Source organism: Kribbella sp. HUAS MG21 (assembly GCF_040254265.1).
Lineage (GTDB): Bacteria > Actinomycetota > Actinomycetes > Propionibacteriales > Kribbellaceae > Kribbella.
The window spans coordinates 438201-464672 of sequence record NZ_CP158165.1 but is presented as its reverse complement, the minus strand read 5'-3'; the positions used below and the strand labels follow the sequence as shown (position 1 = coordinate 464672).

Annotated in this window: 25 protein-coding genes; 7 read left to right on the top strand and 18 right to left on the bottom strand. The window is 71.0% G+C overall.

Annotated features, from left to right (window positions below; all coding sequences use genetic code 11):
* Nucleotides 1–2: 2 nt before the first annotated feature.
* On the bottom strand, nucleotides 3–1013 hold the full coding sequence (locus ABN611_RS02145; protein ID WP_350278038.1) for a Gfo/Idh/MocA family oxidoreductase: 1011 nt from the start codon (nucleotides 1011–1013) through the stop codon (nucleotides 3–5).
* Nucleotides 1014–1046: 33 nt separating this feature from the next.
* Nucleotides 1047–2009: a Gfo/Idh/MocA family oxidoreductase gene (locus tag ABN611_RS02140; protein WP_350278037.1), complete on the bottom strand. Its 963-nt coding sequence runs from the start codon at nucleotides 2007–2009 to the stop codon at nucleotides 1047–1049.
* Between the two features lie 126 nt (nucleotides 2010–2135).
* Here ABN611_RS02140 and ABN611_RS02135 point away from each other — a divergent pair, with 126 nt between their 5' ends.
* Nucleotides 2136–2861 (top strand): hypothetical protein, encoded by a 726-nt coding sequence (locus tag ABN611_RS02135; RefSeq protein WP_350278036.1) that lies wholly within the window; start codon nucleotides 2136–2138, stop codon nucleotides 2859–2861.
* Between the two features lie 9 nt (nucleotides 2862–2870).
* Here the strand turns inward: ABN611_RS02135 and ABN611_RS02130 are convergent, their stop codons facing one another.
* Nucleotides 2871–3569 (bottom strand): TetR/AcrR family transcriptional regulator, encoded by a 699-nt coding sequence (locus ABN611_RS02130; protein ID WP_350278035.1) that lies wholly within the window; start codon nucleotides 3567–3569, stop codon nucleotides 2871–2873.
* 101 nt (nucleotides 3570–3670) lie between these two features.
* Between ABN611_RS02130 and ABN611_RS02125 the strand changes: the two genes are divergently transcribed.
* Nucleotides 3671–4651 (top strand): alpha/beta hydrolase-fold protein, encoded by a 981-nt coding sequence (locus tag ABN611_RS02125; RefSeq protein WP_350278034.1) that lies wholly within the window; start codon nucleotides 3671–3673, stop codon nucleotides 4649–4651.
* A 43-nt stretch (nucleotides 4652–4694) separates the two neighbouring features.
* On the opposite strand, the gene ABN611_RS02120 is transcribed toward ABN611_RS02125, so the two are convergent.
* Together ABN611_RS02120 and ABN611_RS02115 are read right to left on the bottom strand one after the other, a co-directional pair.
* Nucleotides 4695–5216: a hypothetical protein gene (locus tag ABN611_RS02120; protein ID WP_350278033.1), complete on the bottom strand. Its 522-nt coding sequence runs from the start codon at nucleotides 5214–5216 to the stop codon at nucleotides 4695–4697.
* On the bottom strand, nucleotides 5213–5644 hold the full coding sequence (locus tag ABN611_RS02115; RefSeq protein WP_350278032.1) for a MarR family transcriptional regulator: 432 nt from the start codon (nucleotides 5642–5644) through the stop codon (nucleotides 5213–5215). The genes ABN611_RS02120 and ABN611_RS02115 overlap by 4 nt, the downstream gene beginning before the upstream one ends.
* A gap of 101 nt (nucleotides 5645–5745) precedes the next feature.
* Here ABN611_RS02115 and ABN611_RS02110 point away from each other — a divergent pair, with 101 nt between their 5' ends.
* From ABN611_RS02110 to ABN611_RS02100, 3 genes are all read left to right on the top strand, one after another.
* Entirely contained in the window at nucleotides 5746–7638 is a 1893-nt protein-coding gene (locus ABN611_RS02110) for an ABC transporter ATP-binding protein (RefSeq protein WP_350278031.1), read from the top strand.
* 65 nt (nucleotides 7639–7703) lie between these two features.
* On the top strand, nucleotides 7704–10037 hold the full coding sequence (locus tag ABN611_RS02105; RefSeq protein ID WP_350278030.1) for a glycoside hydrolase N-terminal domain-containing protein: 2334 nt from the start codon (nucleotides 7704–7706) through the stop codon (nucleotides 10035–10037).
* Complete coding sequence (locus ABN611_RS02100) at nucleotides 10034–11491, top strand: FGGY-family carbohydrate kinase (protein ID WP_350278029.1); 1458 nt, start codon at nucleotides 10034–10036, stop codon at nucleotides 11489–11491. The genes ABN611_RS02105 and ABN611_RS02100 overlap by 4 nt, the downstream gene beginning before the upstream one ends.
* Here ABN611_RS02100 and ABN611_RS02095 read toward each other — a convergent pair.
* Entirely contained in the window at nucleotides 11488–12216 is a 729-nt protein-coding gene (locus tag ABN611_RS02095; RefSeq protein WP_350278028.1) for an SDR family NAD(P)-dependent oxidoreductase, read from the bottom strand. The two genes, ABN611_RS02100 and ABN611_RS02095, sit on opposite strands and share 4 nt — an antisense overlap.
* Nucleotides 12217–12580: 364 nt before the next feature.
* Nucleotides 12581–12796, bottom strand: a complete 216-nt coding sequence (locus ABN611_RS02090; protein ID WP_350278027.1) for an antitoxin — start codon at nucleotides 12794–12796, stop codon at nucleotides 12581–12583.
* 172 nt (nucleotides 12797–12968) lie between these two features.
* On the opposite strand from ABN611_RS02090, the gene ABN611_RS02085 reads away from it, so the two are divergent.
* A complete protein-coding gene (locus ABN611_RS02085) occupies nucleotides 12969–13247 on the top strand; it encodes a hypothetical protein (protein WP_350278026.1) in 279 nt (92 codons plus the stop codon).
* On the top strand, nucleotides 13247–14839 hold the full coding sequence (locus ABN611_RS02080) for an amidase (RefSeq protein WP_350278025.1): 1593 nt from the start codon (nucleotides 13247–13249) through the stop codon (nucleotides 14837–14839). Before ABN611_RS02085 ends, ABN611_RS02080 begins: the two co-directional genes overlap by 1 nt.
* 91 nt (nucleotides 14840–14930) lie before the next feature.
* Here ABN611_RS02080 and ABN611_RS02075 read toward each other — a convergent pair whose 3' ends face one another.
* The 11 genes from ABN611_RS02075 to ABN611_RS02025 all read right to left on the bottom strand — a co-directional run bounded on the left by ABN611_RS02075 (nucleotide 14931) and on the right by ABN611_RS02025 (nucleotide 26465).
* Nucleotides 14931–15686, bottom strand: coding sequence for an isocitrate lyase/phosphoenolpyruvate mutase family protein (locus tag ABN611_RS02075; RefSeq protein ID WP_350278024.1), 756 nt, complete (start codon nucleotides 15684–15686; stop codon nucleotides 14931–14933).
* Nucleotides 15686–16636, bottom strand: coding sequence for a sigma-70 family RNA polymerase sigma factor (locus ABN611_RS02070; protein ID WP_350278023.1), 951 nt, complete (start codon nucleotides 16634–16636; stop codon nucleotides 15686–15688). The genes ABN611_RS02075 and ABN611_RS02070 overlap by 1 nt, the downstream gene beginning before the upstream one ends.
* A complete protein-coding gene (locus tag ABN611_RS02065; RefSeq protein ID WP_350278022.1) occupies nucleotides 16636–17973 on the bottom strand; it encodes a DHA2 family efflux MFS transporter permease subunit in 1338 nt (445 codons plus the stop codon). Before ABN611_RS02065 ends, ABN611_RS02070 begins: the two co-directional genes overlap by 1 nt.
* An 897-nt stretch (nucleotides 17974–18870) precedes the next feature.
* On the bottom strand, nucleotides 18871–19611 hold the full coding sequence (locus tag ABN611_RS02060) for an anti-sigma factor (protein WP_350278021.1): 741 nt from the start codon (nucleotides 19609–19611) through the stop codon (nucleotides 18871–18873).
* Nucleotides 19608–20228 carry an ECF RNA polymerase sigma factor SigK gene (gene sigK, locus ABN611_RS02055; protein ID WP_350278020.1) on the bottom strand — a complete coding sequence of 207 codons (621 nt, stop codon included), beginning with the start codon at nucleotides 20226–20228 and terminating at the stop codon, nucleotides 19608–19610. Before sigK ends, ABN611_RS02060 begins: the two co-directional genes overlap by 4 nt.
* Nucleotides 20229–20230: 2 nt before the next feature.
* Nucleotides 20231–20893 (bottom strand): fasciclin domain-containing protein, encoded by a 663-nt coding sequence (locus tag ABN611_RS02050; RefSeq protein WP_350278019.1) that lies wholly within the window; start codon nucleotides 20891–20893, stop codon nucleotides 20231–20233.
* Nucleotides 20894–20960: 67 nt separating this feature from the next.
* Nucleotides 20961–22493, bottom strand: coding sequence for a molybdopterin-dependent oxidoreductase (locus ABN611_RS02045; protein WP_350278018.1), 1533 nt, complete (start codon nucleotides 22491–22493; stop codon nucleotides 20961–20963).
* Between the two features lie 181 nt (nucleotides 22494–22674).
* Nucleotides 22675–23673, bottom strand: coding sequence for a hydroxyacid dehydrogenase (locus ABN611_RS02040; RefSeq protein ID WP_350278017.1), 999 nt, complete (start codon nucleotides 23671–23673; stop codon nucleotides 22675–22677).
* A 9-nt stretch (nucleotides 23674–23682) separates the two neighbouring features.
* The gene (locus tag ABN611_RS02035) at nucleotides 23683–24894 is read right to left on the bottom strand and encodes an MFS transporter (protein WP_350278016.1); all 1212 of its coding nucleotides are present in this window, start codon (nucleotides 24892–24894) and stop codon (nucleotides 23683–23685) included.
* An 87-nt stretch (nucleotides 24895–24981) separates the two neighbouring features.
* Nucleotides 24982–25893 (bottom strand): hypothetical protein, encoded by a 912-nt coding sequence (locus ABN611_RS02030; RefSeq protein ID WP_350278015.1) that lies wholly within the window; start codon nucleotides 25891–25893, stop codon nucleotides 24982–24984.
* Nucleotides 25890–26465 carry a sigma-70 family RNA polymerase sigma factor gene (locus ABN611_RS02025; protein WP_350278014.1) on the bottom strand — a complete coding sequence of 192 codons (576 nt, stop codon included), beginning with the start codon at nucleotides 26463–26465 and terminating at the stop codon, nucleotides 25890–25892. Before ABN611_RS02025 ends, ABN611_RS02030 begins: the two co-directional genes overlap by 4 nt.
* Nucleotides 26466–26472: the final 7 nt, after the last annotated feature.

Here is a 26472-nt window from a genome sequence, read left to right as displayed (position 1 = left end):
GGTCAGTCCTCCAGGTCGACCGGGCGCCCGGTGCGGGCGGACTCGTACACGGCAAGCACCGTGGCCAGCGAACGTCGCCCGGCCTCCAGCGTCACGGCCGGCGGCCGCCCCTCGCGGGCGGCGTCGACGAAGTCGCGGTACTGCGCGAGATGCGCGAGCTCGGTCGGGCTCCAACCGTCCGGTCCCGCGAGCGTCGGCGCTTCGGGTGCTTCGGCGTCCGCCGCGGCGAAGTACGCCAACTCGTCGTCGTCGAGTACGGCGGTCCCTTGGTCGCCGTGGATCGTCAGCCGGACCGGGCGTCCCGGGTACGCCGCCGTACTGGCGAGCGTCATCCCGATCGCGCCGCTCTCGAAGAGGATCGAGGCGCCGGCGAGGTCCTCGACGTCGATGCCTTCGTGGGCGAGCCGCGCGGTCTGCGCGGTGACCTGTACCGGGCGGCCGAGCATCCACACCAGCAGGTCGAGGGCGTGGATGCCCTGGTTCATCAGGGCGCCGCCGCCGTCGATCGCGAGCGTGCCGCGCCAGCCGTCGCCGTCGTAGTAGGACTGCGGCCGGAAGAACGCCGACTCGGCGAGGCCCGAGGTCACGCGGCCGAGGGCGCCGGTGTCGATCGCGGCCCGGATCTGCGCGACCGCCGGCTGGAACCGGCGCTGACTGACCACGGACACGGTCAGGCCGGTCGCCTTCTGCGCCTCGATCACCCGGTCCGCGGCCTCGAGGGTGATGTCGACCGGCTTCTCGATCAGTACGTGCTTGCCGGCGCGGAGGGCTTCGACGGCCGCGTCGGCGTGCAGGGCGCTCGGCAGGCAGATCCCGACCGCGTCGATCTCCTCCGCCGCGTACGCCTCGGCCGGTGTCGCGTACGCGCGGCCGCCGTACTGCGCGACGAGCTTGCCGGCCCGGTCCAGGTCCCGGTCGACCACGGCGGCCAGGGCGGCGTCGTCGCCGAGAGCTTCGACGAGGCGGGCGTGCACGGCGCCGATCACGCCGGCGCCGATCAGTGCGAAACGCATAGGACCTCTCTTCAGTGGGGGCGAGGCGATGGTCTAGGCGGTGGTCCAGCTGATGGGTACGCCGCCGTTCTCGGCGGACTGCTGGGCGAGCAGCGCGAGCCGCGTCGCCAGCAGGCCGCGCGCGGTGCCGATGTCCGGTTCGTTGCCTTCGGCAAGCGCTCGCAGCGGGAGCTCGGCGGGCCGGTACCCGGCCGGCAGTGGTACGTCGTGCGGCGCCGCGTCGGTCGTGGTGAGGACGAGGCGGTTCCGGGCCCAGAGCAGCTCGGCCGTGCCCTCGGTGCCGACGAGCTTCATCCGGTAGTCGCCGTGCACCGGCGAGCCGGCCGGCGTCAGCCAGTCGACGCCGGCGGTGATCAGCGCACCCGGTCCGCTCAGCGTCGCGACGCCGTACAGACCGTCCACGATCGCGCCGCTGACCGTCCCGCCGGTCAGCCCGGTGAAGAGCAGGCCGGCGTCGATGTCGTGGACGGCGAGGTCGTTCAGCAGGCCTCCGTACCGCGATCGCTCGAAGAACCACGGCGGGCGGGTCGGGCGGTTGAGCTTGTGCGGCCCGGACGACGTCACGCCGTGGATCGTGCCGAGCCGTCCGGCGAGCTCCCGGGCGGCGAGCGTGACGGGGTAGTAGCGCTTCTCCAGCAGCAGGGTCACGTGCCGCCCGCTGCGGGCCGCGGCCGCGGTGATCGCGTCCAGATCCTCGAGCGTCGTGCACAGCGGCTTGTCGGCGATGACGTGACACCCGGCGTCGAGCGCGTCGACGACGACCCGGCCTCGATCGCCGTAGATCCCGGCGACCATCACCACGTCCGGCTCGACGGCGCGCAACATCTCCCGGTGGTCGGTGAACACGCGGGCGCCGTACGGCGCGGCCCACTTCTCGGCGGTCGCCCGCTCCGGGTCGGCGACCGCGACGAGCTCGTACCCGGTGCCCTGGTCGACCTCCGCGGTGGCATAGGCCACATGCGGGTGGGCGGCCCCGGCGACGGCGATTCGCATCATGCCCGTGATTCCAGCATGCAACCGGTTGCACGTCAACGCATCGAGGGCTCGGACTGCTTCACTCCCGGGCGATTGCGAGTCACACTGGAGAGGTCACCGGTTGGGTGACCGGGCGATGGGCACTGGGTGAGCATGGTGGGCGTCGGACTGCTGTACGAGCGGATCTGGCGGGCAGCCGTGGGTCTGCTGGCCACGATCGGAGTGCTGGCGGCGCTGGTGTTCGTGGCCCCGGCGACCAACCTCGCGGTCTTCCTGGTCGCCGCGTTCACGATCGGCGCGGTCTGTCTCAGCGTCGGCCTCGGCCGGGACCTGCCGAACACCGACCTGCTCCGCGTCGTACCGCGCGGCGCCGTGATCGGCGGGTTGTGCGTGATCTCGGTCTGCGGGTACGCCGCCGCGATCGGGCTCCGGACGCTGACGCTGCTGCTCCTGGTCGTCGGCGTGTCCCCGCCGGTGGTCGGCTGGTTGCGTGCGGGCTCCGCCGACCGTCCCGCGCGCACCGAGCGGCGACAGCCGATCAAGTTGCCCAAGGCATCGAAGCGCTTGGTACCGCGGCGTGCCGAGCCGCGGCACCAGGACGAGGACTGGCCGATGCCGAAGTACCTGACCGCCGTGGTCCGGAGCGTCGGCGAGCTGAGCGACGAGGAGCTGTGCCTGGCCTGGCGGCGCAGCTTCACGCAGCTCGAGCGCACCACGTCCGCCGACCGCCGGCAGGCGATGGCCGACGTACGGCGTGCCTACCTGGACGAGCTCGAACGCCGCCATCCGGAGTCCTTCGCCAGCTGGCTCGCGTCCAACCCGCGCGCCGCCGGCGACCCGGCGCGGTTCTTCACGCACCGCGCCGACCACTGACCGGGCCGGCTACTCCTCGAGGCCGAGGTCGGTGAGGATCTCGAGCACCGGGCGGTGCGGCGGCGCGGCCGCGACCAGGCCGCGGATGCACCCGGTCATCACCATCCGGAAGTACGGCTCGGACGTGATCTGCGGGAGCTCCTGGTGCGCGGCGAGCAGCAGTTCGTCGGTGGCGAGCAGCGCGTACACCTTGTCGAGCTCGCGCCGCAGCGGACCGTCGACGTACGGGCGATGCCGCTCCTCGGCCGCCGTCAGGTTGATCGCCAGCGACGCGACGGTCCCCGACATCAGGACGGCGCCCGCCGGGCTGTAACCGCGCCGCCCGAGCGCCTCGATCGCCTCTCGCTGCAGCCGGACCCCGGACTCGCCCCGCGGGAACAGCCCCTGCATGTACGCCGCAAGTCCCGGATGGTCGAGGACGAAGGCGTGCACCTGCTGCGCGAACGACAGCAGATGCGCCTCCACGTCGTCCGCGGGGTCGTCGACGATGTGCAGGTCGCGCAGGATCGCCTCGCCGACCAGCGCCTCCAGGCCGACCTTGCCGTCGACGTGCCGGTACAGCGCGGTCGGGCTGACGCCGAGCGCGGTCGCGACGCCGTTCACGGTCAGGTTCGGGAGGCCGAGCCGCAGGCCTTCCCGCTCGATGTCCGCGACGCTGATCTGCGCCTGGCGGCCGCCGGTCTTCCGGCGGGGCGGATTCGCTGTCACGAGGCTCCTTGCTGGGGCTGACCCCAAAGTTATGCTACTAACTTAGATCGTCACCGTCACCGACGGTGATAGTTCTGTCCCTTACTCCTCAGGAGATCATGGTGAGCGCACCACGCCCCACCCGGCGCACGATGCTGAAGGCCGCCGGCGGGCTGACCGTCGCCGCCGGCCTCGGCGCCGGCACCATTCTGGCCACCTCCGCCGCGGCGAACGCGGCCGACGACGGGTTCGGCCTGCACATCACCGAGCGGAACGAAGACGATCCGCGGATGTGGTACTACCGGTTCCGCACCGACCAGATCGGCTGGGCCCCGGGCGTCAACGTCCTGCTGCCCAGCGACTACCACACCAGCGGACGCCGGTACCCCGTCGCGTACTTGCTGCACGGCGGCAACCAGGACTTCATCCAGTTCGACCGGCTCGGCATCCGCGCCTGGAGCGCGGGCAAGCCGATCATCATCGTGATGCCCGACGGCGGCCGCGCCGGCTGGTACTCGAACCCGGTGAGCAGCAACTCCGGGCCCCGCAACTGGGAGAACTTCCACATCAACCAGCTGATCCCGTGGGTCGACGCGAACTTCCGCACGCACGCCGAGTTCGCGGGCCGTGCCGTGGCCGGCTTCTCGATGGGCGGCTTCGGCGCGCTGAAGTACACGGCGAAGTACTACGGACACTTCGCGTCCGTCAGTTCGCACTCCGGTCCCGCCAGCATCCGTCGCGACGCGGGCTTGGTCGTGCACTGGGCGAACGTGTCCTCGGCGGCCGTCGAGCTCGCCGGCGGCACGATCTACGGCGCCCCGCTGTGGGACGAGAAGCGGGTGACCGCCGACAACCCGATGGAGAACCTCGAGCGGTACCGCGGCAAGCGGATCTTCCTGGTGGCCGGCACCAGCCCGAGCCCCGACCCGTTCGACTACGCCAACGAGACCCAGGTCCTGGCGGGCCACCGCGAGTTCCGGGCGGCGCTGCACAAGGCCGGGATCCCGTTCACCGCCCACGAGGAGCCGGGCGGTCACGTGGTCCGCGCCAACCGGATGATCGAGGACCTCGAGGGCATGATCGCCCACCTCAAGAAGGCCTGACCACGCCTTCGAGGCCGGCGTCCTGACCGGGCCGGCGTCGTGCTCACGAACGGGCGCGACGCCGGCGCCGGACCTGGTCCACGGCGATCAGGCCCGCGCCGATCGCCGCCGGGACGAAGAACGCCACCAGTGCCGACAATGCCGGCTTCAGGAACACGTCGGCCGTATGCCGCCGGCCCACGAAGTACGCCGCTTCGGTGTCCGTGCACGCGACCGTGACGGTCTGCGCCGGTACTTCGGCGACCGAGTGCGCGACGACGTAGTACAGCGCGTCGCCGGCGTCCCACTGCTCGTGCCGCGACGGCTTCTCCAGTGCGATCGGGCTGCCCTGCGCGTCGGTCGCCGTACAACTCCCTGTGGCGTTCTTGGTCGTCGAGAAGATCGTCAGACCGGCGCCGTCGAGCGTGACCGGCCGGCCGTCGACGCGCGTCGGCGACGACGGCAGCGCGCGCAGCAGGTCCTGCAGGAAGAACGCGCTGATGACCAGCCCGACCACGACGAGGCCGACTCCGACGAAGGTCAGCACCGGCCGGGACTGCCGGACCGGAGCCTGCCAGTTGGTCATTCCGGAACCTCCGCGAGCCGGTGCAGTAGCCGAATGAGGGTCTTCTGGTCGGTGGCGCTCAGCCGGGCCAGCTGACCGGCCATGACGTCGCGACGGTTCTGCCGCAGGGTGGTCAGGATCTGCCGCCCGTCCTGGGTCAGGTCGACCAGCGTCGCCCGCCGGTCGTGCGGGTCCGGCTGTCGCGCGACGAGACCGGCCGCCTCCAGGTCGTCCACGACCGACGTCGCGGACCGCGGCACGATGCCCAGTTGTGCCGCGAGCTCACTGAGCCGGAGCGGCGCGTCCGCCTTGTCGAGCGTCCGCAGGACCCGGAACTGCCCGTGCGTGACGCTGTCGCCGAAGCCTTCCCGCGACGCCCGCCGCTGCTGCCGGACGATGCCGTCCAGGAGCGCCGCGATCTGCTCGGCGGGGTCGTCGGGGGCGTGCATGGGGGAGAGCCTAATGGTCGGCGGACGGTACGGCGATCTTGTGAGGTTGACTCATAGTGAGTTAACCTCAGTATATCTGTCCGTCCACGGAAAGGATCTGCATGTCACAGATCTCCGGACTTCCGGGCGGGGGAGCCGGCGGCGGTCGCGCGATGCGGTCGCTGCTGAAGGACTCCTCCGTCCGGCACCACAAGCTTTCCGCGGGCACGCTGCGCCGGATCCTCGGCTTCGCCCGCCCGTACCGCGGCTACCTGGCCGTCTTCCTGGTGCTCGTCGCGCTCGACGCGGCCGCCGGCGCCGCCACCCCGCTGCTGTTCCGCGCGATCATCGACAAGGGCATCGTGCCCGGCCACGCCGAGGTGGTCGTGTGGCTGGCCCTGGTCGTCGCCGCGCTCGCGCTGGTGAGTGGCGCGATCACGCTCGCCCAGCGCTGGTTCTCGGCGCGGATCGGTGAAGGTCTCGTCTACGATCTGCGGACCGCGGTCTTCGACCACGTGCAGCAGTTGCCTGTGGCATTTTTCAGCCGTACCCAGACCGGCGCGCTGATCCAGCGCTTGAACGGCGACGTGCTCGGCGCCCAGCAGGCCTTCACCTCCACGCTCTCGAACGTGCTCAGCAACCTGCTCAGCGTCACGCTGGTGCTCGCCGCGATGTTCGTGATGTCGTGGCAGATCACGCTGCTCGCCCTGGTTGTCCTGCCGCTGTTCGTGATCCCGGCCCGGCTGCTCGCCGGCAAGTTGCGCGAGGCAACGGCCGAGACCTACAAGCTGAACGCCACGATGGCGCAGACCATGACCGAGCGCTTCAACGTCGCCGGCGCGGTGCTGGCCAAGGTCTTCGGCCGCACCCAGGACTCGTCGCGGGACTTCGCGGGGAAGGCCGCCCGGGTCCGCGACATCGGTGTCACCACCTCGATGTACGCCGGCATCTTCCGCGTCTCGCTGACGCTCGTGGCCGCGCTCGCGGTCGCGCTGGTGTACGGCGTCGGCGGGGTCTTCGCCGTCGAGGGGATGCTCGGGATCGGCACCGTCGTCGCGCTGACGGCGTACCTGAACCGGCTCTACGGGCCGCTGACCGCGCTGTCGAACATCCAGGTCGACATCATGACCACGCTGGTCAGCTTCGAGCGGGTGCTCGAGGTGCTGGACCTCGAGCCGATGGTCGCCGACCGCAAGGACGCGAAGGAGTTGCCGGCGGATGCCGAGCCCTCGATCGCGTTCGATCACGTGTCGTTCCACTACCCGTCCGCGAAGGACGTCTCGCTGGCCTCGCTCGAGTCGGTCGCGACGCTGTCGGCCGAGACCGGGGACGAGGTACTGCGGGACGTCACGTTCACCGTCGAGCCCGGACAAATGGTGGCCGTCGTCGGGCCGTCCGGCGCCGGCAAGTCCACGCTGTCGGCACTGGTCTCCCGGATGTACGATGCCACGGGCGGAGCCGTCCTGGTCGGCGGGTACGACGTACGCACGGTCACCCAGAGCTCGTTGCGAGCGATGATCGGTGTGGTCACGCAGGACTCGCACATGTACCACGACACGATCCGCTCGAACCTGCTGCTGGCCCGCCCCGGCGCGACCGACGACAAGCTGCGCGAGGCGCTCGAGGCGGCGCAGATCGCGACGCTCGTCGACAGCCTGCCGGACGGTCTCGACACCGTGGTCGGCGATCGCGGGTACCGGCTCTCGGGTGGTGAACGCCAGCGGCTGGCCATCGCGCGGCTGCTGCTCAAGTCGCCGTCGATCGTGATCCTCGACGAGGCGACCGCGCACCTCGACTCCGAGTCCGAGGCCGCCGTCCAGACCGCGCTCGCGAACGCGCTGGTCGGCCGGACGTCGCTGGTCATCGCGCACCGGCTCTCGACGATCCGCAACGCCGACGTCATCCTCGTCCTCGACGAGGGCCGGATCCAGGACCGCGGCACACACGACGAGCTCATCGCCCGCGGCGGGCTGTACGCCGACCTCTACGCGACCCAGTTCGCGAAGGCGGCCTGAGCGCTCCTGCTCACCTGCCGGACCCCCGCTCGCGAGCCGGGCGCCGGGCGGGAGAGGATCGCTGCATGAGAGATCGGATGACTGCGGCCGCCACCGAGCTGACCTACGACGCGCCCGCGGCGAACTGGCTCGAGGCGCTCCCGCTCGGCAACGGCCGGATCGGGGCGATGTGGTTCGGCGGCACCCGGCAGGACCGGATCGCGCTGAACGACGAGACCTGCTGGTCGGGCAGCCCGGCGACGACCCGTCGGCTGGCGACACCGATCGGCGAGGTCGGCGCGGCTGCGCTGGAGCGCGTGCGGGCTGCGGTGGCAGCCGGCGATGTCAGGTTGGCGGAAGAGTTGGCGCACGGGTTCCACAGCGGTCATTCGCAGGCGTACCTGCCGCTCGGCGACCTGCTGCTCGACTTTCCCGGCGCCGGTGAGGTCACGCAGTACCGCCGGCGGCTCGACCTGGACAGCGCGGTCGCCCGGGCCGAGTACGAGGTCGACGGCGCCGTGGTGTGGCAGGAGGTCTACGTCAGTGCGCCGGCGCAGGCATTGATCCTACGTCTGGGTGCATCGCGGCCGATCAGCGTGGCGCTCGGGCTGACGTCGCAGCTCCGCGCGACGACGGAGGCGGTCGGGGACGACGGGCTCGCGCTGCTCGCCACCTGCCCGTCGTCGGTCGCGCCGCCGCACGGGCGAGCGGACGAGCCGGTGCAGTACTCCGACGGTGAGGACCGTGGGATGACCGCGGCCGTCGTCCTGCGGGTGCGGACCGACGGGGCTGTGGTGGCCACGGATGAAGCGCTTGCCGTCACTGATGCGACCGAGGTGTTCGTCGTCCTCTCCACCGCCACGGGCTACGCAGGCCCGCACGTCGCGCCACGGCGCACAGCCGCCGAATGCCGGGAGGCGGCGGACGCCTACGTCCGCGCGGCATTCCAGCACCGCGCCGTGCTTCGGGACGAGCATGTCGCGGACTACCAAGGGCTCTTCCGTCGTTCGGTGCTGACGCTTCCCTCGACCACCGACCTGACCACTGACCGGAGGCTCGTCGAAGCCGGCGACGACCCCGGGCTGGCCGCGCTCATCTACAACTTCGGGCGCTACCTGATGATCTCCAGCTCGCGCCCCGGCGGCCTGCCGACGAACCTGCAGGGAATCTGGAACGAGCACTTGCAGCCGCCGTGGAGCAGCAACTACACGGTCAACATCAACACCGAGATGAACTACTGGCCCGCCGAGACCACGTCGCTGTCCGAGTGCCACGAGCCGCTGCTCAGGTACGTCGGCGACCTGGCCGTCGCGGGACGCCGTACCGCGACCGACCTGTACGGCGTCCGCGGCTGGACGGCGCACCACAACGCGGACGCGTGGTGCTGGACAGCGCCCGTCGACGGCAACCCGAAGTGGTCGAACTGGCCGATGGCCGGCGTCTGGCTGTGCCGGCACCTCTGGGACCACTACGCGTTCACCGGCGACCGGGAGTACCTCCGCGACGTCTGGCCGATCCTCCGCGGCGCCGCCGAGTTCTGCCTCGACTGGCTGATCGAACTCCCGGACGGAACGCTCGGAACGGCGCCGTCGACGTCGCCGGAAAACGAGTTCCTCGCCGCCGACGGGGAACCCGCCTCGGTCACCACCTCCGCGACGATGGACCTCTCGCTGATCGCCGACCTCTTCGACCGCTGCACGCGAGCGGCCGCCGACCTCGGCCTCGCCGACCCGCTGACCGACGAGCTGACCGGTGCGCGAAAACGTATTCCGGAACCGCGGATCGGTGGCCGCGGGCAACTACAGGAATGGCTCGAGGACCTGCCTGAGGCCGAGCCGCTGCACCGGCACACCTCGCACCTGATCGGCCTGCACCCCGGCGACCAGATCACCCCGGACGGTACGCCGGAACTCGCCGCGGCAGCCGCCCGCACCCTGGAGCTGCGCGGCGACAAGAGCACCGGCTGGTCGCTCGCGTGGCGGATCTCCTTGTGGGCAAGGCTTCGGGACGGCGCCGCCGCGCACCGCCTGGTCCGCGAGCTCCTCACCCCGGCCGGTGACTCCGGCACCGACTACGTCGGCGACGGCTCGGGCCTGTACCCGAACCTGTTCTGCGCGCACCCGCCGTTCCAGATCGACGGCAACTTCGGCGCCACGGCCGGGATCGCCGAGATGCTGCTGCAGAGCCACACCGGCGAGCTCGAGATCTTCCCGGCGCTTCCGTCCGCGTGGCCGGAAGGCGCGATCACCGGACTGCGCGCCCGCGGCGGGATCGGGGTCGACCTCAGCTGGTCCGCGGCGGGTGCGACCGCCGTACTCACGGCCGACCGGGACACCACCGTGAGCCTCCGGCACCGGGATCGTCGCGAGGAGGTGTCTCTGGCCGCCGGGTCGCCGTACACCTGGACAATTGCGGGATGAGCTTCGTCATCGGCGTCGACATCGGGACCGGCAGCACGAAGGCGGTCCGCAGCACGCTCGACGGTGAGGTCGTGGCGGTCGCCCGCCGCGACCACGCACCGTCGCTGCCGCAGCCGGGCTGGGCGGAGATGGACGCCGAGCGCGACTGGTGGGGTTCGGTCGTGCAGGTGCTCGCCGAGCTCGACACCACCGATGTCGTCGCCGTCTGCGTGTCGGGCCTCGGCCCGTGCGTCGTCCAGACCGACGACGACCTGCGGCCGCGGCGACCGGCGATCCTGTACGGCGTCGACACCCGGTCTACCCGGGAGATCGCCGAGCTCACCGAGCGGCTGGGCGCGGACGCGATCCTCCAGCGCTGCGGGAAAGAGCTGTCCAGCCAGGCGATCGGGCCGAAGCTGGCCTGGCTGCGGCGCGCGGCCGGCGACGCGTGGCGGTCGGCGGACCGGTGGTTCAGCGCGCACACGTACGTCGTCGCGCAGTTGACCGGCGAGTGGGTGCTCGACCACCACACCGCGAGCCAGTGCGACCCGTTCTACGACATTCACCAGCAGGACTGGGCATCGGATTGGGTGCAGGCTGTCCTGCCGGGCCTCGCCCTGCCGCGGCTGGTATGGCCGTCAGAGCAGGTAGGCGTCGTACGGCGCGACGCCGCCGAGCAGACGGGTCTGGCCGAGGGCACGCCCGTTGTTGCGGGGACCGTCGACGCGTGGGCGGAGGCGTTCAGCGTCGGCGTCCGGCGTCCAGGCGACCTGATGCTGATGTACGGCTCGACGATGTTCTTCGTCCAGGTGTTGGCGACACCAACGATCGTGCGCGGGCTGTGGACGACGTCCGGGGTGGAGCGCGGATCGCACACGCTGGCAGCCGGGATGGCGACCTCGGGGACCGTCACCACGTGGCTGCAGGAACTCACCGGCGGTGCGCCGTTCGAGACGCTGCTCGAGGAGGCGGCCGCGGTGCCCGCCGGGAGTGAAGGGCTGGTGCTGCTGCCGTACTTCAGCGGGGAACGCACACCGATCTACGACCCGCTGGCCCGCGGTGTGATCGCCGGGCTCACGCTGCGCCACGGACGCGGCCATCTGCTGCGCGCGGCGTACGAGGGGATCGCCTGCGGGGTGCGGCAGATCCTCGACGTCTTCGGCGCCGTGGACACCGCCGGGCGCATCGTCGCGGTCGGCGGCGGTACCCAGGGCGGGCTGTGGGCGCGGATCGTGAGCGATGTCGCGGGCATCCGCCAGACGGTGCCGCGGCAGACCATCGGTGCGTCGTACGGCGACGCGCTGCTGGCCGCGATCGGCGTCGGAGCGGTCTCTCCGGACACCGACTGGACCCGGCCGGACCACGCCGTGGAGCCGGATCCGTCGACCGCTACGACGTACGAGACGCTCTTCCGGACCTACACCGAGCTGTACCCGGCGACCCGCGACCAGATCCACCGACTGGCGCGGAACTAGTCGAGGTCTCGGAGATACAGGACGGTGCCGCTGTCGAGGTCGCGGTCGAGCAGTGCCCAGATCGCTCGCGCCACGGTTTCCGGTGGCGCGAGTCCACCGCGGGCGTGCAGGTCCCGGAACCGGCCGGACACGGGTACGGCGTCCGGCGTGGCCGCGCGGAGTTCTGCCTGCATGGCGGTGTCGACCGGGCCGGGTGCCACGGACAGGACTCGGCAGCCAGGACTTCGGTGCTGCTGCTCCAGCCCGACCGCGCGGACCCACTGGTCGATCGCGGCCTTTCCCGCGCAGTAGCTGGATTCGCCTTCGTGTGGATTGGTCGCCGCACCCGAGGACACCATGATCAGATGCTGTTCGCAGTCCCGGCCTGACAGCGCGCTGAGGAACGAGTGGCCGAGCACCTGCGCCGCGGCCGAGTTCAGCAGCACGTTGCGCGTGTACTCCGCGGTGTCGACGCGGTCCGCGGGACCCAGCGGGGTCAGCGTGCCGGCGTTATGGATGAAGATCGCGAACTCCGGCTCGCCGGCACCGATCCGCTGCCGGAAGTCCTTGTCCACGAGCGGCCACGACTGCGGGTCGGCGAGATCGGCCGCCACGTGATGTGTTCCCGGCGTACCGCCGCGACGGGAGATGTCGATCAGCTCGGCGCCCGCGAACGGCACCGTGGTGACCAGCGCGGCGCCGAGCCCGGCCGACGCGCCGGAGATCCAGACCAGGATCCGGCGCAACGGATTCCTGGTGTCGCCGTCCCCTGGCGCAGGCGAAAATCCAGCATCGTGCAGTCCCCCTGCCACCCCGATAGTCCGCTAGAGCCCCCTCCTGGCTGAGCGTAACCTCGCCGGGTCGACGAGTGGAACCGGCTATGGGACGAGAGTTTGTCCGCCGGAAGCGCTCGGCACGTTGCTCTCGGCACCGTATTTCGCGGAAGCGGTCGGAGCGGACGCGGACGGTGACATGGTCGGCCAGCCGTGCGATCGAAGTCGTGAGCCGGCGATGACGGGCAACGCCGGACAACGCGGGCACGCTGGGCGGCCGCGGTGTGTTCCGCGGCCGCCCTGGCGTGCTCAGGACTTGTGTCAGGACTGGTAAGGACTACTGCTGCTCGTCCCGGAGGTCGTCGTTCTGGCCGTCCAGGTTGTCCAGCTGGTCCCTGGCCATGTCCGAACCCTGGTCGATCTTGTCGCCGTACTTGCCGCCGGTCTTCTCGTCGGCGAAGTCACCGGCCTTGTCGAGACCCTGGTCGACCTTGTCGCCGTGCTCGTCGACCAGGTCGCCGGCCTTGTCCTTCATGTTGTCGAACATACCCATCGTCTTTCCCCGTTCTGTCGATGGTTGCCTTCCACTACCCAGCGCTGTTACCCGATCCGGCCGATCTCACACCCTGGCGGCCGCAACACCGCGGTCATCCCGGCGAAACCCGCGATGTAGTTGAAGATGACATAAAGAGCTGACAGGTTGCCGCCACGACCGGGAGGGACTCGTGAGTCTCAGTCAGCCGACCGACGCCGAACTGGACGTGATGATCCGGTCACGTCTGGCTTCCATCGGAATCGACCTCGAACAGTTGCCGGCCGGCAGCACACCGGATCCGGAGACCGGGAGCCCGGGCCGCGACTCCGTGCTGGCCAGTCTGCGCGGCTTCGTTCGCACGACCGTGCTGCCGTTGAGTTCGTACACGTTCGCCACCGACGCCAGGCTCGCGCAGCAGGCCGCGCCGCCGAAGCTGTACCCGTCCATCGACGTGGTCCGGGAGTCCTGATGAGCGCGCCACAGGACAGTCAGGTCGATCGGCGGTCGTTCCTGCACCGCGCGAGCGCGCTGGCCGCCGCCACCGCCGTCGGCTCGGTGGCGCTGCCCGCGGTTGCGCATGCGGCCCCGGCACGCGCAGGTACGGCGCCGCTGGTCGACGTACCGGCTCGATCGGTGGACCTCAGCGAGCTCACCATCGCCGAGGCCGCCACCTTGATCCGCAAGGGCAAGCTGAAGCCCGAACAGCTGGTGGAAGTCTGTCTGGACAGGATCAAGGCGTTCGATCCCACCTACCAGGCGTTCAACCTGGTGCTCGCGGACGAGGCGCTGGCCCGGGCTCGTACGCTCGGCAGGTCTCGCGGCGGCGCGCTGCACGGCATCCCGCTGGCGATCAAGGACAACTACTTCACCCGCGGTGTGACCACGACCGCCAACTCGTACCTGTTCGCCGACTTCGTGCCGTCGTACGACGCGACCGCCGTACGCCGCCTGACCGCGGCGGGCGGCATCGTGCTCGGCAAGACCCAGATGGGGCCGCTGGCAACCACTCGGGCGACAACGCCCGACGGCCGGATCACCACCGTGAACGCGTGGACGCCGGGCGATCCACGCGTTGACCCGGGTGGTTCGTCGTCCGGGTCGGCGACCGCGGTGGCGGCCCGGCTGGCGACCTCGTCCGTCGGGACGCAGACCGGCGGCTCGATCACCGCGCCGTCGAACGCACAGAACCTGACCGGGCTGAAGCCCACGATGGGCCGGGTCTCGCTGCACGGCATCGTGCCGCTCAGCTACACGCGTGACCACCCGGGACCGTTGGCGCGGGACGCGATGGACGCCGCGATCATGCTGACCGCGATGGCGGGCGAGGACCCGGAAGACCCGCGAACGCAGGGACTTCCGCCGGTGCCCGATCTGATCACGGCGGCGACGCCGGTCCGGCGGGGCCCGCGGGTCCGGGCGCGCTGGCGGACCCGGATCGGCGTGATACCCGGGTTCACCGGCGGCACGTCCGAGACCGCCGCGGCCCGCCGGACCGCACTCGAGGTGCTCGCGGGCATCGAGGGCCTGTCGGTCGTCGACGTGAGCATGCCGGACGAGTGGGACCTGCTCACCGGCGCGGCCTTCAACAACGTCCGGCTTCCCGAACGGAGCGAACCGTTCCTCCCGCTGCTGCGGTCGAACCTCCGTGGCTTCGGTGTGTCGGTCACGGGCTGGCTGCAGGGCGCGCTGCTCGGAGCCAACGAGTTCCTGATCGGCCAGCGCGCCAAGGTGGTCCTGCTGGAGCGGGTCCTGGAGGACCTGTTCGAGCAGTGTGACGTCGTGGTGCAGACGTCACCGACACCTTTCGACGCGCTCGGCCTGCCGGAGCTGGCGCTGCCGATCGGATTCACCGCTGCCGGCGTACCGATCGGCACGATCCTCGGCGGCAAGCCGTTCGGCGAGGACCGCCTGCTCGCCGTCGGCGCCGCCTACCAGGCCGTCACCGACTGGCACCACCGCCGGCCCGCCGATCCGGCCGCCGCCCGCATCGCACCGCGTTCCACCGCAACGCCGGACCGCGGCCGCATCACCGCCGAGCAGGTCCCTGACCTCATGCAATGACGACTCGGGCGTCTTTGAGAAGCCACCGATCATTTTGCCGGCTTGATTATGGTCGGTGGGTTCTCAAAGATGAGTTGGTACGTGTGCGGCGCTAGAGCGCGAACGGGTTCCGGTCCGCGCTCAGCGCCGGAAGCGTGGTTCCGGCGAACGTCGCGTAGAGGTGCCGCTGGAACATCGGCCCGAAGCTCACCCGCGCCACGCCGCGCGCCGCGTAGTCGGCGAGCGAGTGCGCACCCTGCCCGTAGGCGACGTTCACCGGGCCGTCGATCTGCGTGGTGAGTACGGCGATCACGTCCAGGTCGCCGGCTCCGATCGGGTACACGCAGTCGGCGCCCGCGGCCAGGTAGCGCGCCCCGCGATCCAGCGCGGCCCGGACCTGTTCCTCCGCCGGACCGGCCTGCCGGAGGAACACGTCGATCCGGGCGTTGATCACCAGCGCGTCGCCCGCCGCCTCCCGGACCGCCGCCAGGAACTCCGCCTGGGCGTCCGGATCGACCAGCTCGCCGGTAGCCGGGTCGGAGTCCTCGAGGTTCAGCCCGACCGCGCCGGTGGCGACGAAGCGCTCGACGAGTTCTGCGGGTGCCAGCCGGTACCCGCGTTCGAAGTCGACCGTGACCGGCACGGAGACGGCGCGCGCGATCCGGGCCGCGGCGGTCAGCACGTCGTCGACCGGCGCGTGTTCGCCGTCGTCGTACCCGAGGACGGCGGCCGTCGCGTTGCTGCTGGTCGCGACCGCCGGGAACCCGGCCGCCTCGACGATCTGGGCGGAGGCGGCGTCCCAGGCGTTCGGTACGACGAGCGGGGTGCCGGGAACGTGCAGCTCCCGCAGAGCAGTTGCCAAAGACATCAAGATCTCCCATGGATCAACGGCAGCCCGAAGGCTGGGAACAGAGCAGGTTGGTGGAACGCGAGCACGGCCGACACGGCGTCCTTCGCCAGCGTCAGCACCTTCAGCGAGTGCGCGTGGAACTGGCCGTCCGCGCCGCGGATGTACAGCGCGAACGCCGGCTGCCCGTTCGCCGAGGTCTCGACCAGGACCCGGCGGCCCGGACCCGGCCGGAGCTTCGAGTCGAGCAACCGCAGTACGTCGGCACGCCCGCTGAACCAGGTCGGGATCGGCGGCATCTCCCACCGCGCCTCCGCGCTGAACAACCCCTCCAGGACGACCAGGTCCTTGTTCTCCATCGCGGCCTGGAACTGGTCGAGCAGCGCCCGCCGCAGCGGTTCGTCCGGTTCGCTGAGGTCTTCTTCGCGCGGCCGCAATCGCGCCAGCTCGGCCCGTGCGCGTTGCAGCGAGCTGTTGACCGCGGCGGTCGTGGTGTCGAGCAGTGACGCGACGTCCGCGGCCGGCCAGGTGAGCACCTCCCGCAGGATCAGTACGGCGCGCTGCCGCGGCGGAAGGTGTTGCATCGCAGCAACCATCGCCAGCCGGAGGCTCTGCCGATCGCCGACGACCGTCGCCGGATCGGTGCCGAGCAACTGGTCCGGGAACGGCTCCAGCCACGGCACCTCGAGCGCCTGGGCGTGCAGCTCGTCCGGATCGTTGCCCGGGGCACCCAGTGCCGACGGGACGACCCGGCGGCTGCTGTGCTGGAGGAGGTTCAGGCACACGTTGGTGGCGATCCGGTACAGCCAGGTCCGGACCGTCGAGCGGTGCTCGAAGTCCGCATGACCGCGCCAGGCGCGCAGGTAGGTCTCCTGCACCGCGTCCTCGGCGTCGTGCAACGAGCCGAGCATCCGGTAACAGTGCGCCACCAACTCGCCCCGGTGCTGCGCGAACTCCTCCTCGAGATTCATCAGACTCCTTCCACCGCCTTGGCCGGGACCGCGTCGCCGGTACGACGGCGCGCCCGGACTGCCAGCCCCGTCAGCGCTCCGAGCAACGACAGTACGCCGCATCCGGCGAGCGCCCGGGTGAATCCGTCGCCGGTGTAGTCGCCGGCCGCGGTGAACACCGACCCGAGGACGGCGACACCGGCGGCGCCGCCGAGCTGGCGGTTCATGCCGTAGACGCCGGACGCGATCCCGACCGCCTCGCGGGGCAGCGCCGCCATCGCCGCGCTCTGTGCCGCGGGCATCGCGAGCGAGATGCCGCAGCCGGTGACGACGAGCGGCAGGACGAGCGCCGAGTAGTGGTCGGCGCCGCGGCTGACCCAGAGCATGCCGGCGGTCTGCAGCGCCATACCGATCACGATCAGCGGGCGCTCACCGACGCGGTCGACCAGCCGGCCGGCGATCGGGCCGACCACGAACAGCGTCGCCGTCCAGGGGAGCAGCTGCAGGCCGGCTTCGAACGGCGCCGACCCGAACGCGGCCTGCATGTACTGCGACAGGAAGAACACCGCGCTGAACAGTGCCGCGGTGAGGAAGAAGCCGGCCGCGTTCGACGCCGTGAAGGTCCGGTTGCGGAAGAACGCGAGCGGCACCATCGCGTGCTCGGTACGCCGTTCCCAGAGCGCGAACGCGACCAGCAGGACGACGCCGATCGCGAACGCGCCGAGCACTTCGCCGCTCGTCCAGCCGGCCGACTCGCCGCGGACCGTGCCCCAGACGAGACCGAGGACGGCGAGGCTGATCAGCACCGCGCCGGTCAGGTCGAGCCGCCTGGCGGGTCCGGTGCTTTCCGGGATCTTGGTCAGCACGAGCGCGATCGCGACCAGGCCGATCGGCACGTTGATCCAGAAGATCCACTGCCACGAGAGCCCTTCGGTCACCGCCCCGCCGATCAGCGGCCCGCCGAGGACGGCGAGACCGGTCACGCCGCTGAACACCCCGATCGCCCGCCCGCGCCGCTCCGGCGGGAAGGCCGCGCCCAGCAGCGACATCGCCAACGGCATCACGACCGCCGCGCCGACCCCTTGCACGGCGCGGGCCGCGATCAGCAACGGCAGCGAGGTGGCGAGCGCACAGGCCACGGAGGCGACGGTGAACAAGGCGAGGCCGGCCGCGTACGTCCGGCGTCGCCCCAGCCGGTCGCCGAGCGCGGCAGCCGTCATCAACAACATCGCGAAACTCAGCCCGTAGGAGTTGACCGTCCACTCCAGCTGCGCTGCCGACGCACCGAACTCGTCCCGAATGGTGGTCAACGCCGCAGCCACCACCAACACATCCAGCGCCACCACGACCGACCCCACGGAGGCCAGCCCCAACACCCACCGCTGTTGCCTACTCGAACGCCCAGAATTCTGCTTCACACCAGTACAGACCGGCGCCGAGCCCCGAACTCATCGCTCCGATGACCAGAATTCGTCAGCGCTCGGCCCGGGACTCGATCCGGATGAGGGCATGGAGAGGAGGGGAGAGGAAGGAGAACAGGGAAAGACAAGAGGTAGGAAGGATGGAGTGGGAGTTAGGTGCGTGGCCGAGTTCGGTGAGCCGGTGACGGTTGGCGTGTGGAATATGCATCGACCTGCCACGGTAGAGCTGGTCGAGCATCATCGCGACGACGGCGGGCACAGAGGCGCAGCTCAGTGCCGAACCGTCGCTGGCCCGCTTCGTGACAACGGCGATGTCGGCGTAGGCATCCTCGCTGCCGGCTTCAGGATCATCAGCTGCGGGAGTTCCGCGTTGCTTGGTTGCCTGGACGAGTCCGGCCCACCCATGGCACAGGGTGGTGTCCGTCAGTTGCCCGAGCTGGGCGTTGTCGGTGATGCAGCTCCGAAGGGCTGCCTCGGCGCGGTTCTTGGCAGTTGGTTCGGCGCAGTAGTGCGCGTCTCGGCCGGCTGGACTGGGCGAGCGTGGCGGAACCCGGGCTGACGCGGAGGCCGTAGTGCCATCCCGTCCGGGTTCGGCGTCAGCGCGGGGCGGTCGTACGCGAGCGCGAGCGAGCAATCGCGGGCGTTAGCCTCGCAACTAGGCCGGCGGCAGCCGGCAACAACCGGCGTAAGCCGGCAACTCCCGGCGTAAGCCGGAAACAGATGTCCGGGCGCCGAGCCCCGGGGTGGGTGGGGCGCGCGTAGCGGGCGCGTCTGAGGAGCGGAGCGACGAAGCTAGCGGCCGCGGAGCACGCGGGGGGTGACCGGCGGAGGCTCCTAGCCGAGGCGGATCATTGCGGCGGCCGGGAGAGTGGGGGTTCGGGAGCCGGGCTCGGGTTCGATGGTCAGGCCGAAGGTGGTCATGCCGGTGGTGGAGCCGGTGATCACGTGGGTGAGGTCGCCAGAGGCGAGGCCGACGGAGTGGGCTGTGTTGGTGCGGTCGATCATCCAGAGTTGCCAGGTGTGGTCGGCGGGGAGATCGGGGAGGTCTCGCAGTACTACGACCGACTTGTCGGCCTGTGCCGACACCACGACCGTGGCCTGGCCGCCGCCTTGGACGGCGCCGTGGAGCGTGCGGGCGTCGGGTTGCGCGAGAACCGCGGCGACCTGCTGGTTGGCGCGCTCGGCGGCTGTCCGGTCGCGGTACTGGTCGATCGCGATCCCGCCGCTCAGTGCAACCGCAGCCGCGGCCGCGGCCAGCGCGAAGACAGAACGGCGGCCGAACCGACGCCGTACGACGCCCGTCGAAGGCCGGCCATCCACGACCGGAGGCAGCTGGCGCACGTCCTCGATTGCCGACATCACCCGTGCCTTGAGTGCGGGCGGCGGTGGGGTCGAGACCTGGGTGGCCAGCTTGACCGCGGCGGCGCGGAGTTCCGCGACCTCCGTGGTGCAGAAGGTGCACTCCGCGAGGTGCGCCTCGAAGCGGGTCCGTTCGTCGTCGGGCAGCGCGTCGAGCACGTACGGGCCGGTGAGGGTGTGTACGTCGGGTTCCGTCGGTCCTGTTGGCTCTGTCACGGCCGGTGCCCCTTCGTGGTTCCGAGGCAGTCGCGGAGGCGGATCAGGCCGTCGCGCATTCTCGCCTTGATGGTCGGAAGCTTGGCGCCGAGCTGCTGGGCGACCTCCGGATAGGTGTAGCCGTTGTAGTACGCGAGCTCGATGGACTCCCGTTGCAGCTCGGTCAGCGTGTCGAGGCAACGCCGTACCTGCTCGGCCTCCAGCCGCGTGCTGACGGTGTCGGCCACCTGGTCGAACTCGACCTCGGCGGACCGGGCGCCGACCTGCTCGGTGCGGTCGGCGGCCGCCTGTTCGGACCGCACCCGGTCGACGGCGCGGCGGTGCGCGATCGTCAGGATCCAGGCGTGCGCCGAGCCGCGGCCGGCGTCGTACCGGGTCGCGGTGCGCCAGATGTCGAGCATCACCTCCTGGGTCACCTCCTCGGACTGGGCCGGGTTGCGCAGGATCCGCCGTACCAGACCGAACACCCACGGGGCGACGCGGTCGTAGAGGGTACTGAACGCGGCGGTATCGCCTGTGGCGGTGAGCGCCAGCAGGTCGCCGTCGGTGACGCTCCCCGAGGCCCCGCCGGATCGGGAGGATCCGGCGGGCCAGGGGAGCGGGGTGGGTTCGGTCACGATCAGCTTGCCGGGGGCATCAGTACGGAGTCGATGAGGTACACGGTAGCGTTCGCGGTCTTCACGCCGCCGCAGATCACGTTCGCGTTGTTGACCTTCAGGCTGTCGCCGGAGCCGGTGACGGTGACCTCCTGCTTCTCGACGGTCGCGTGCTTGCCGACGACCGCGGTCGGGTCGAGCTGGCCGGCGACCACGTGGTACGTGAGGATCTTGGTCAGCAGCGCGTCGTTCGTCTTCAGGGTGTTGACCGTGGCGGCCGGGATCTTCGCGAACGCGGCGTCGACCGGGGCGAAGACCGTGAACTCGCTGCCGTTCAGCGTGGAGACCAGGTCGACCTTCGGGTTGAGCTTCCCGGAGACCGCCGCGACCAGCGTCGTGAGCAGCGGGTTGCCGGAGGCCGCGGTCGCCACCGGGGCGGCCGCCATCCCGTCGATCGACCCGGCGCCGGAGGGGTTCGCCTTGGCGTAGTCGGCGCAGCCCGGGCCGACCAGGTCCGCGGCCGCGTCGCTCGTCGAGGGCGTCGTACTGGTGGACGGCGTGGACGGCGCGGTGCTGGTCGTCGTGCCGGACGATCCGGCGTTGTCGTCACCACCGCAGGCGGAGGCGGTCAGTGCGAGAGCGAACGCGGTGGCTGCGAGACCGGCGCGGGCGAGGTGCTTGGACATGAGGCTGGCTCTTTTCTGAGGAGGTTGCTGACAGCAGTACTTCGGGGCCGCTCGCGGGCCGGATGGGTCACTCGACCATCACGATCGTGTTGTGCAGCCCGCTCGACCCGTTCGGGCGCGGCGGCGCCTGGCGATCGGTCTGCGGTTCGCCGGTGCTGTCGGTGGCGCGGACGGTGAGCTTGTGCGTGCCGGGCGTCGCGGTCCACCGGAACGTCCACTGCCGCCAGGTGTCGACGCCGTCGACCGGCGCGAGCTTCGCCGGCTGCCACGGGCCGTCGTCGACGCGGACCTCGACCTTCGCGATGCCGCGCCGCTGCGCCCAGGCGACGCCGGCGGCGACCGCGGGCCCGGCGGGCACGGTCGCGAACCCTTTCGGTACGTCGATCCGCGCGGACGTCTTGATCGGCGCCTCGACGGACCAGCCGCGATCGGTCCAGTACGCGCTGAAGTCGCGGAACCTGGTCACTTCGAGGTCGACGAGCCACTTGGTCGCGGAGACGTACCCGTAGAGCCCGGGCACGACCATCCGGACCGGGAAGCCGTGCTCGAACGGCAGCGGTTCGCCGTTCATCGCGACCGCGAGGATCGCGTCCCGGCCGTCGGTGAGCGCGGCGAGCGGGGTGCCGATGGTGAGACCGTCGACGCTGGTGGACTTCACCGCGTCGGCGCCTGCCCGGACGCCGGCCTCGCGGAGCAGGTCCGCGATCGGTACGCCGATCCAGCGGGCATTGCCGACGTACGGACCGCCGACCTCGTTGGAGACGCAGGTCAGCGTGATGTCGCGTTCGATCAGGCGGCGTCCGAGCAGATCGCCGAAGGACAGCCGGAGCTCTTTGTCGACAAGTCCGTGGATCCGCAGCTCCCAGTCGCGGGGGTCGATCCGCGGGACCTGGAGCAGCGTGTCGACGCGGTAGAAGCTGCCGTTCGGCGTCGTGAACGGGCTGATCCCCGGTACGTCGAGACTCGCCGGCACCGGCCCCGCCGCATCCGTCGGCCGAGGTATGCGCACCCGTGCCCGCAACTCCTGCCCGGCCCCACCGACAACCCGCGCGGCCCCGGCCGCTCCGGCGCCGACGGCGGCAAGCGCCGAGACGGTGAGCAGGAATCTGCGCCGGTCGAAACCTTCAGGGTGCTCGGCCGGAGACAGGCGCCGGCGGGGAACGGTGAGTGCCGGCCCTCGCCGGTCGGGCTGCTCGCGTGGAGGTCGTGATCGGCGGACCACCAGCCACAGCGCGAGGACGGCTGCAAGTAGGGTGACCGTTGCCGGTAGCAACCGGTCGGCGAGACTTCCCGCGGCGGAACGGCTGCCGGCCGCGAATGCGACCCCGAGCAGGCCGAGCCCGCCCGCGATCCCGACCGCCGCCCGCGGGTGCCCGCGCGCACCGATCAGCCCGGCGATCGCCGCGACGACGACGAGCACGCCGCAGATGCCGACGCGCAGCAGTGGCCGGTCGGCGGTGCCGAGGGTGCGTACCGCCCAGTCCTTCACCGCCCCCGGCGCCCAGTCGATGACCTGCACCCCGACCGCATCAACCGGCCACGGTCCACCCGTCACATCCGCGACGAGATACCCCACCGCCAACGCCGCCCCCGCGGCCACCACACCACCCACAACTCCCCATGCCCTGTCCATAAGGCTGGTTCGGCACCGCATCACCACCAGATAGGTGCGTCCCCCGGCGAGTCGTGGGAAATGGCTCCGCCGGAGCAGCCCATCTCCACGACTCGGCGAAACGAGCCGGAACCAATCGCCACGACTCGGCGCCTGGCGGCGGTGTGCGTCAGCCCATCCGGGTGAGTGCGACCTCGGTGAGTTCGTAGCGGAGAGCCTGCCCGGTGGCGTGGCGTTCGAGTTCGTCGGCGGTGATCTCGCCCATCTCGAAGTAGCACTCGACCGTGGCCGCGGCCTGGTGCGGCATGAGCAAGACGTTGGTCAGGCCACGGAACGGACTGTCGGCCGGCAGCGGCTCCACGTCGAACACGTCCAGCGCCGCGTCCAGCCGCCCCGACCGGACCTCGGCGAGCAGTGCGTCGGTGTCCACCAGCCAGGAGCGCGCGGTGTTGACCAACGCCGCGCCGTCGGGCATCAGCGCCAGCTCGCGCGCGCCGATCATGTGGTGCGTCTCGGGCAGCGTCGGCGCGTGCAGTGCCACGACCCGGCTGGTGCGAAGCAGGTCGTCCAAGTCGATCCGCCGTACGCCGAGCTCGGCCGCGCGTTCCTCGGTGAGGTAGGGTTCGTGCACCACCACGTCGGCGCCGAGCGCGACGACCATCCGGATGTACTCCGCGCCGGTCCGCGACGCGCCGACGACGCCGATCCGCGAGCCCGCGAGGCCGTGCTGCGGAGGTACGTCGTAGTCCCGCCACTCGCCTGCGTGCATCGCGTGGTCGAAGCGCTGGATCCGGTGCAGCATGCTCAGCGTGAACGCCAGCGAGGTCTCCGCGACCGGCAGCGCCATCGCCTGACCCGCCTGCGTGAGCCGCAGCCCGCGCCGGAACACCTCGTCGGTGACGAAGTGCTTCACCGACGACGCACTGTGCGCGATCAACGTCAACCGGTCCGCTGCGTCCAGCACGTCCGCGGTCAGCGGCGTCGTACCCCACGAGGTGATCAGTACGTCGGCGCCGGGCAGCGCCGCCCGCAGCGCGCCGGCATCGCCCGGATCGTCCAGTACGACGACCTCCCCGAGCGCCTCCAGCCGCGCCACGACCTCCGGCGCGAACACCATCTTCCGGTACGCCGGCGTCGCCGCCAGCACGATCCGCAGTTTTTCGGCCATGACCGAATCCTAAGCTGCGGCGGCCTTGGTCGCCCGGGTGACGAGCAGGTGCAGCAGGACGGTGACCGCGAGGATCACCGCGGAGACGCCGAGCAGGCCGTTGGCCGACGAGCCGGTGGTCAGCGCGACACCGCCGACGCCACTGCCGAGCGCCGAGCCGAGCGAGATCGCGCTCCCGTTCAGGGCCATCACGATCGCGGCCGAGTCCGGCGCCATCGACGCCAGCCGGGCCTGCTGCGGTACGGCGGCGCCGCCGTTGCCGACACCGGCCGCGAAGAACCAGATCAGGCCCCAGACGGCCGCGACGGCGAGCGGCGCGACCATCAGCGCGACCATGCCGAGGACCGCGTTCAGCAGCAGGCCGACCAGCATCACCGTGAGCACCCGGATCGCGCTGAACTTGTCGACCAGGCGTCCCGTCACCGCATTGCCGGCCATGCTCGCGACGCCGTACCCGAACATGATCACGATCATCGCCCACTCGGCGCGGAAGTGCGGGCCGAGGATCAGCGTCGCGTACGTGAAGCAGGCGTAGCTGCCGCAGAGGATGCCCGTGGTCACCAGCAGGCCCGCGACGAGTCGCGGCTGGCCGAGCGGCCGGATCCGGTCGATCAGCGTGCCGCCCGGCAGATGCTGGCGCGGCAGCCGGAGCATGATGCCGACCAGCGCGATCGTGCCGACCACCGCGACCAGGATCATCGGCAGCCGCCAGCTCGACTGCCCGATCACCAGGCCGACCGGTACGCCGAGCGCGGTCGCGGTCATCCAGCCGCCGAGCACGAACGACAGCGCCTTGCCGTGGTGCTCCACCGGCGTCAGCGCGATCACGTACCCGGTGACGACCGCGTTCAGCAGGCTGCCGCCGAGCGCCGCGACCACCCGGCCGCTGAGCGCGATCGGGTAGTTCGTCGCGACGCCGACGATCACGTTCCCGAGCACGAACACGCTCAGCGACAGCGCGATCGTCGTACGGCGTTCCCACCGCGACGTCAGCGTGCCGAGGACCGGGCCGGCGAGTGCGGCGGTGAACGCGAACACCGACATCAGCTGCCCGGCGGCCGCCGGGGTGACCTCGAGGTCACCCGCGATCTGCGGCAGCAGACCGGCCAGCACGTACCCGTCGATCCCCATCGAGAACGTCGCGACCGCCAGCCAGATGAACGGACGGTACGAGAAGCCCGGCCCGGAGACCCCGGCGTCGGCGGGTCGCGTTTCTGTCATCTGCCCATCTCACCCCGAGCGCCTCGCTCGCGGCAAGAGGAATCTGATCAAATCTGCCGGAAACCATCCAAATTCGATCACCGATGGTCAGGACGGCCAGTGGTACTCCACGCACTGCGGCTTGACCGGTGGGCTCGGGACATGCGTCCGTTCGCCGTTCGGCAGCGTGATCGCCTGGTACGGACAGGTCACCGGCGCGGCGGTCGGATCCGGGCCGTCGTGGCTGACCAGCAAGGTCCCCGCGGCGTTGTAGCCGCGGATCACGAAGTCCCTCTTGCCCGGATCGTCGGCATCGTACGGACCCCAGTCGACCCGGCCGACGGTCGGCGCGAACCAGAACCCGTCCTGGAGCAGCGCCTCGATCGGCTGCTGACCCTTGGGCTGGACGGTGATCCGGGCGACGTCCTTGGTGTAGACGCCCGCGTTGCGAGCGATGGAGAGCAGCGGCCCGCCGCTCAGGGTCGCGGCGTGACCGAACCGGATGCTGGGTTCGCTGATCACGCCGCCGGCGGTGCGGCTACACAGCCAGTAGGCAGGGACGCGTCGCTGCGGTATCCGGTGATCGGCGACCTTCGGGTAGGTCTGGAACCCCGTGCCGATCAGCCAGGTGCTGACGACGTCCGGATCCTTCACGCCGGTGAACTCGAACGCCCTGATCACCTTGTAGTCCGTGAACGGGTGCGGCAGCGACTTGCTGCTGATCCGGTGCGCCTCCGCCAGGCACTGGGTCCGCAGCGCATCGGTCTCGTCAGCCGTCAACGCGCGGACGGCGCCCGGTCCGGCGGCCGGCGGCGCGGTCTCGGTCCGGAATGCCCGGACGCCGATCGCGAGCCCGGCGACGACAGCGAGCACCGCCGCGGCGGCGAGCGCGGGCGCCAGGATCCGGCGGCGCGGCCGCGCCGGTTCGGCCTCGATCGCCGTCAGCAGCTCGGCGCGCAGCCGCTCGTGGGTACCGGGCGGCAGCGGCTGGTCGGGCCGCCGGGTGAGCAACTCGTTCATGACAGGTTCTCCAAGGAATCCGACGGTACGGCGACGCTGAGATCGCGCAGGCGCTTGCGGGCGCGGGCGAGCCGGGACTTCACGGTGCCGAGCGGTACGTCGAGCGCGACGGCCGCGGACTGCGCGTCGAGGCCGCTCCAGAAGCACAGCTCGACGATCTCCTGTTCGTGCCGCGGCAGCTGCCGCAGCAGCGCCCGCAACCGTCGCGCCTCCCGCTCGTCGTCGATCCGTGCGGCGACCCGGTCGGCGTGGTCCGGCTCGTCCGGCGCCGGCGCCTGCCGGGTGAGGTTGAGCCAGCGGAACCGTTGCCGGCGGCGCTCGTTGCGGATCACGAAGTCCGCCGTCCGCAGCAGCCACGGCAGCGCCGAGTCGTGCACCAGGACCACATCGCCCCGCCGGCGCCAGGCGTGCAGGAACACCAATGAGGTCAGGTCCTCGGCGTCACTCCACGATCCGACGCGCCGGAACACGAAGTTGTACACCGCTCTGGCGTGCCGATCGAACAGCATGCCGAACGCCTCCGGCTCCCCGTCGACGCCCCGCTGCCACAACTCCCCGTCACCCACCGCCACCTCCAGA

Excerpts from the sequence above, each read along its gene's own strand:
- ABN611_RS02115 (WP_350278032.1), bottom strand. The coding sequence starts at position 5,644 with ATGCACGCCCCCGACGACCCCGCCGAGCAGATCGCGGCGCTCCTGGAC.
- ABN611_RS02030 (WP_350278015.1), bottom strand. The coding sequence starts at position 25,893 with ATGAACGAGTTGCTCACCCGGCGGCCCGACCAGCCGCTGCCGCCCGGT.
- ABN611_RS02040 (WP_350278017.1), bottom strand. The coding sequence starts at position 23,673 with ATGGCCGAAAAACTGCGGATCGTGCTGGCGGCGACGCCGGCGTACCGG.
- ABN611_RS02035 (WP_350278016.1), bottom strand. The coding sequence starts at position 24,894 with ATGACAGAAACGCGACCCGCCGACGCCGGGGTCTCCGGGCCGGGCTTC.
- ABN611_RS02105 (WP_350278030.1), top strand. The coding sequence starts at position 7,704 with ATGAGAGATCGGATGACTGCGGCCGCCACCGAGCTGACCTACGACGCG.
- ABN611_RS02140 (WP_350278037.1), bottom strand. The coding sequence starts at position 2,009 with ATGATGCGAATCGCCGTCGCCGGGGCCGCCCACCCGCATGTGGCCTAT.
- ABN611_RS02075 (WP_350278024.1), bottom strand. The coding sequence starts at position 15,686 with ATGTCTTTGGCAACTGCTCTGCGGGAGCTGCACGTTCCCGGCACCCCG.
- ABN611_RS02110 (WP_350278031.1), top strand. The coding sequence starts at position 5,746 with ATGTCACAGATCTCCGGACTTCCGGGCGGGGGAGCCGGCGGCGGTCGC.
- ABN611_RS02145 (WP_350278038.1), bottom strand. The coding sequence starts at position 1,013 with ATGCGTTTCGCACTGATCGGCGCCGGCGTGATCGGCGCCGTGCACGCC.
- ABN611_RS02120 (WP_350278033.1), bottom strand. The coding sequence starts at position 5,216 with ATGACCAACTGGCAGGCTCCGGTCCGGCAGTCCCGGCCGGTGCTGACC.
- ABN611_RS02080 (WP_350278025.1), top strand. The coding sequence starts at position 13,247 with ATGAGCGCGCCACAGGACAGTCAGGTCGATCGGCGGTCGTTCCTGCAC.
- ABN611_RS02050 (WP_350278019.1), bottom strand. The coding sequence starts at position 20,893 with ATGTCCAAGCACCTCGCCCGCGCCGGTCTCGCAGCCACCGCGTTCGCT.
- ABN611_RS02090 (WP_350278027.1), bottom strand. The coding sequence starts at position 12,796 with ATGGGTATGTTCGACAACATGAAGGACAAGGCCGGCGACCTGGTCGAC.
- ABN611_RS02070 (WP_350278023.1), bottom strand. The coding sequence starts at position 16,636 with ATGAATCTCGAGGAGGAGTTCGCGCAGCACCGGGGCGAGTTGGTGGCG.
- ABN611_RS02100 (WP_350278029.1), top strand. The coding sequence starts at position 10,034 with ATGAGCTTCGTCATCGGCGTCGACATCGGGACCGGCAGCACGAAGGCG.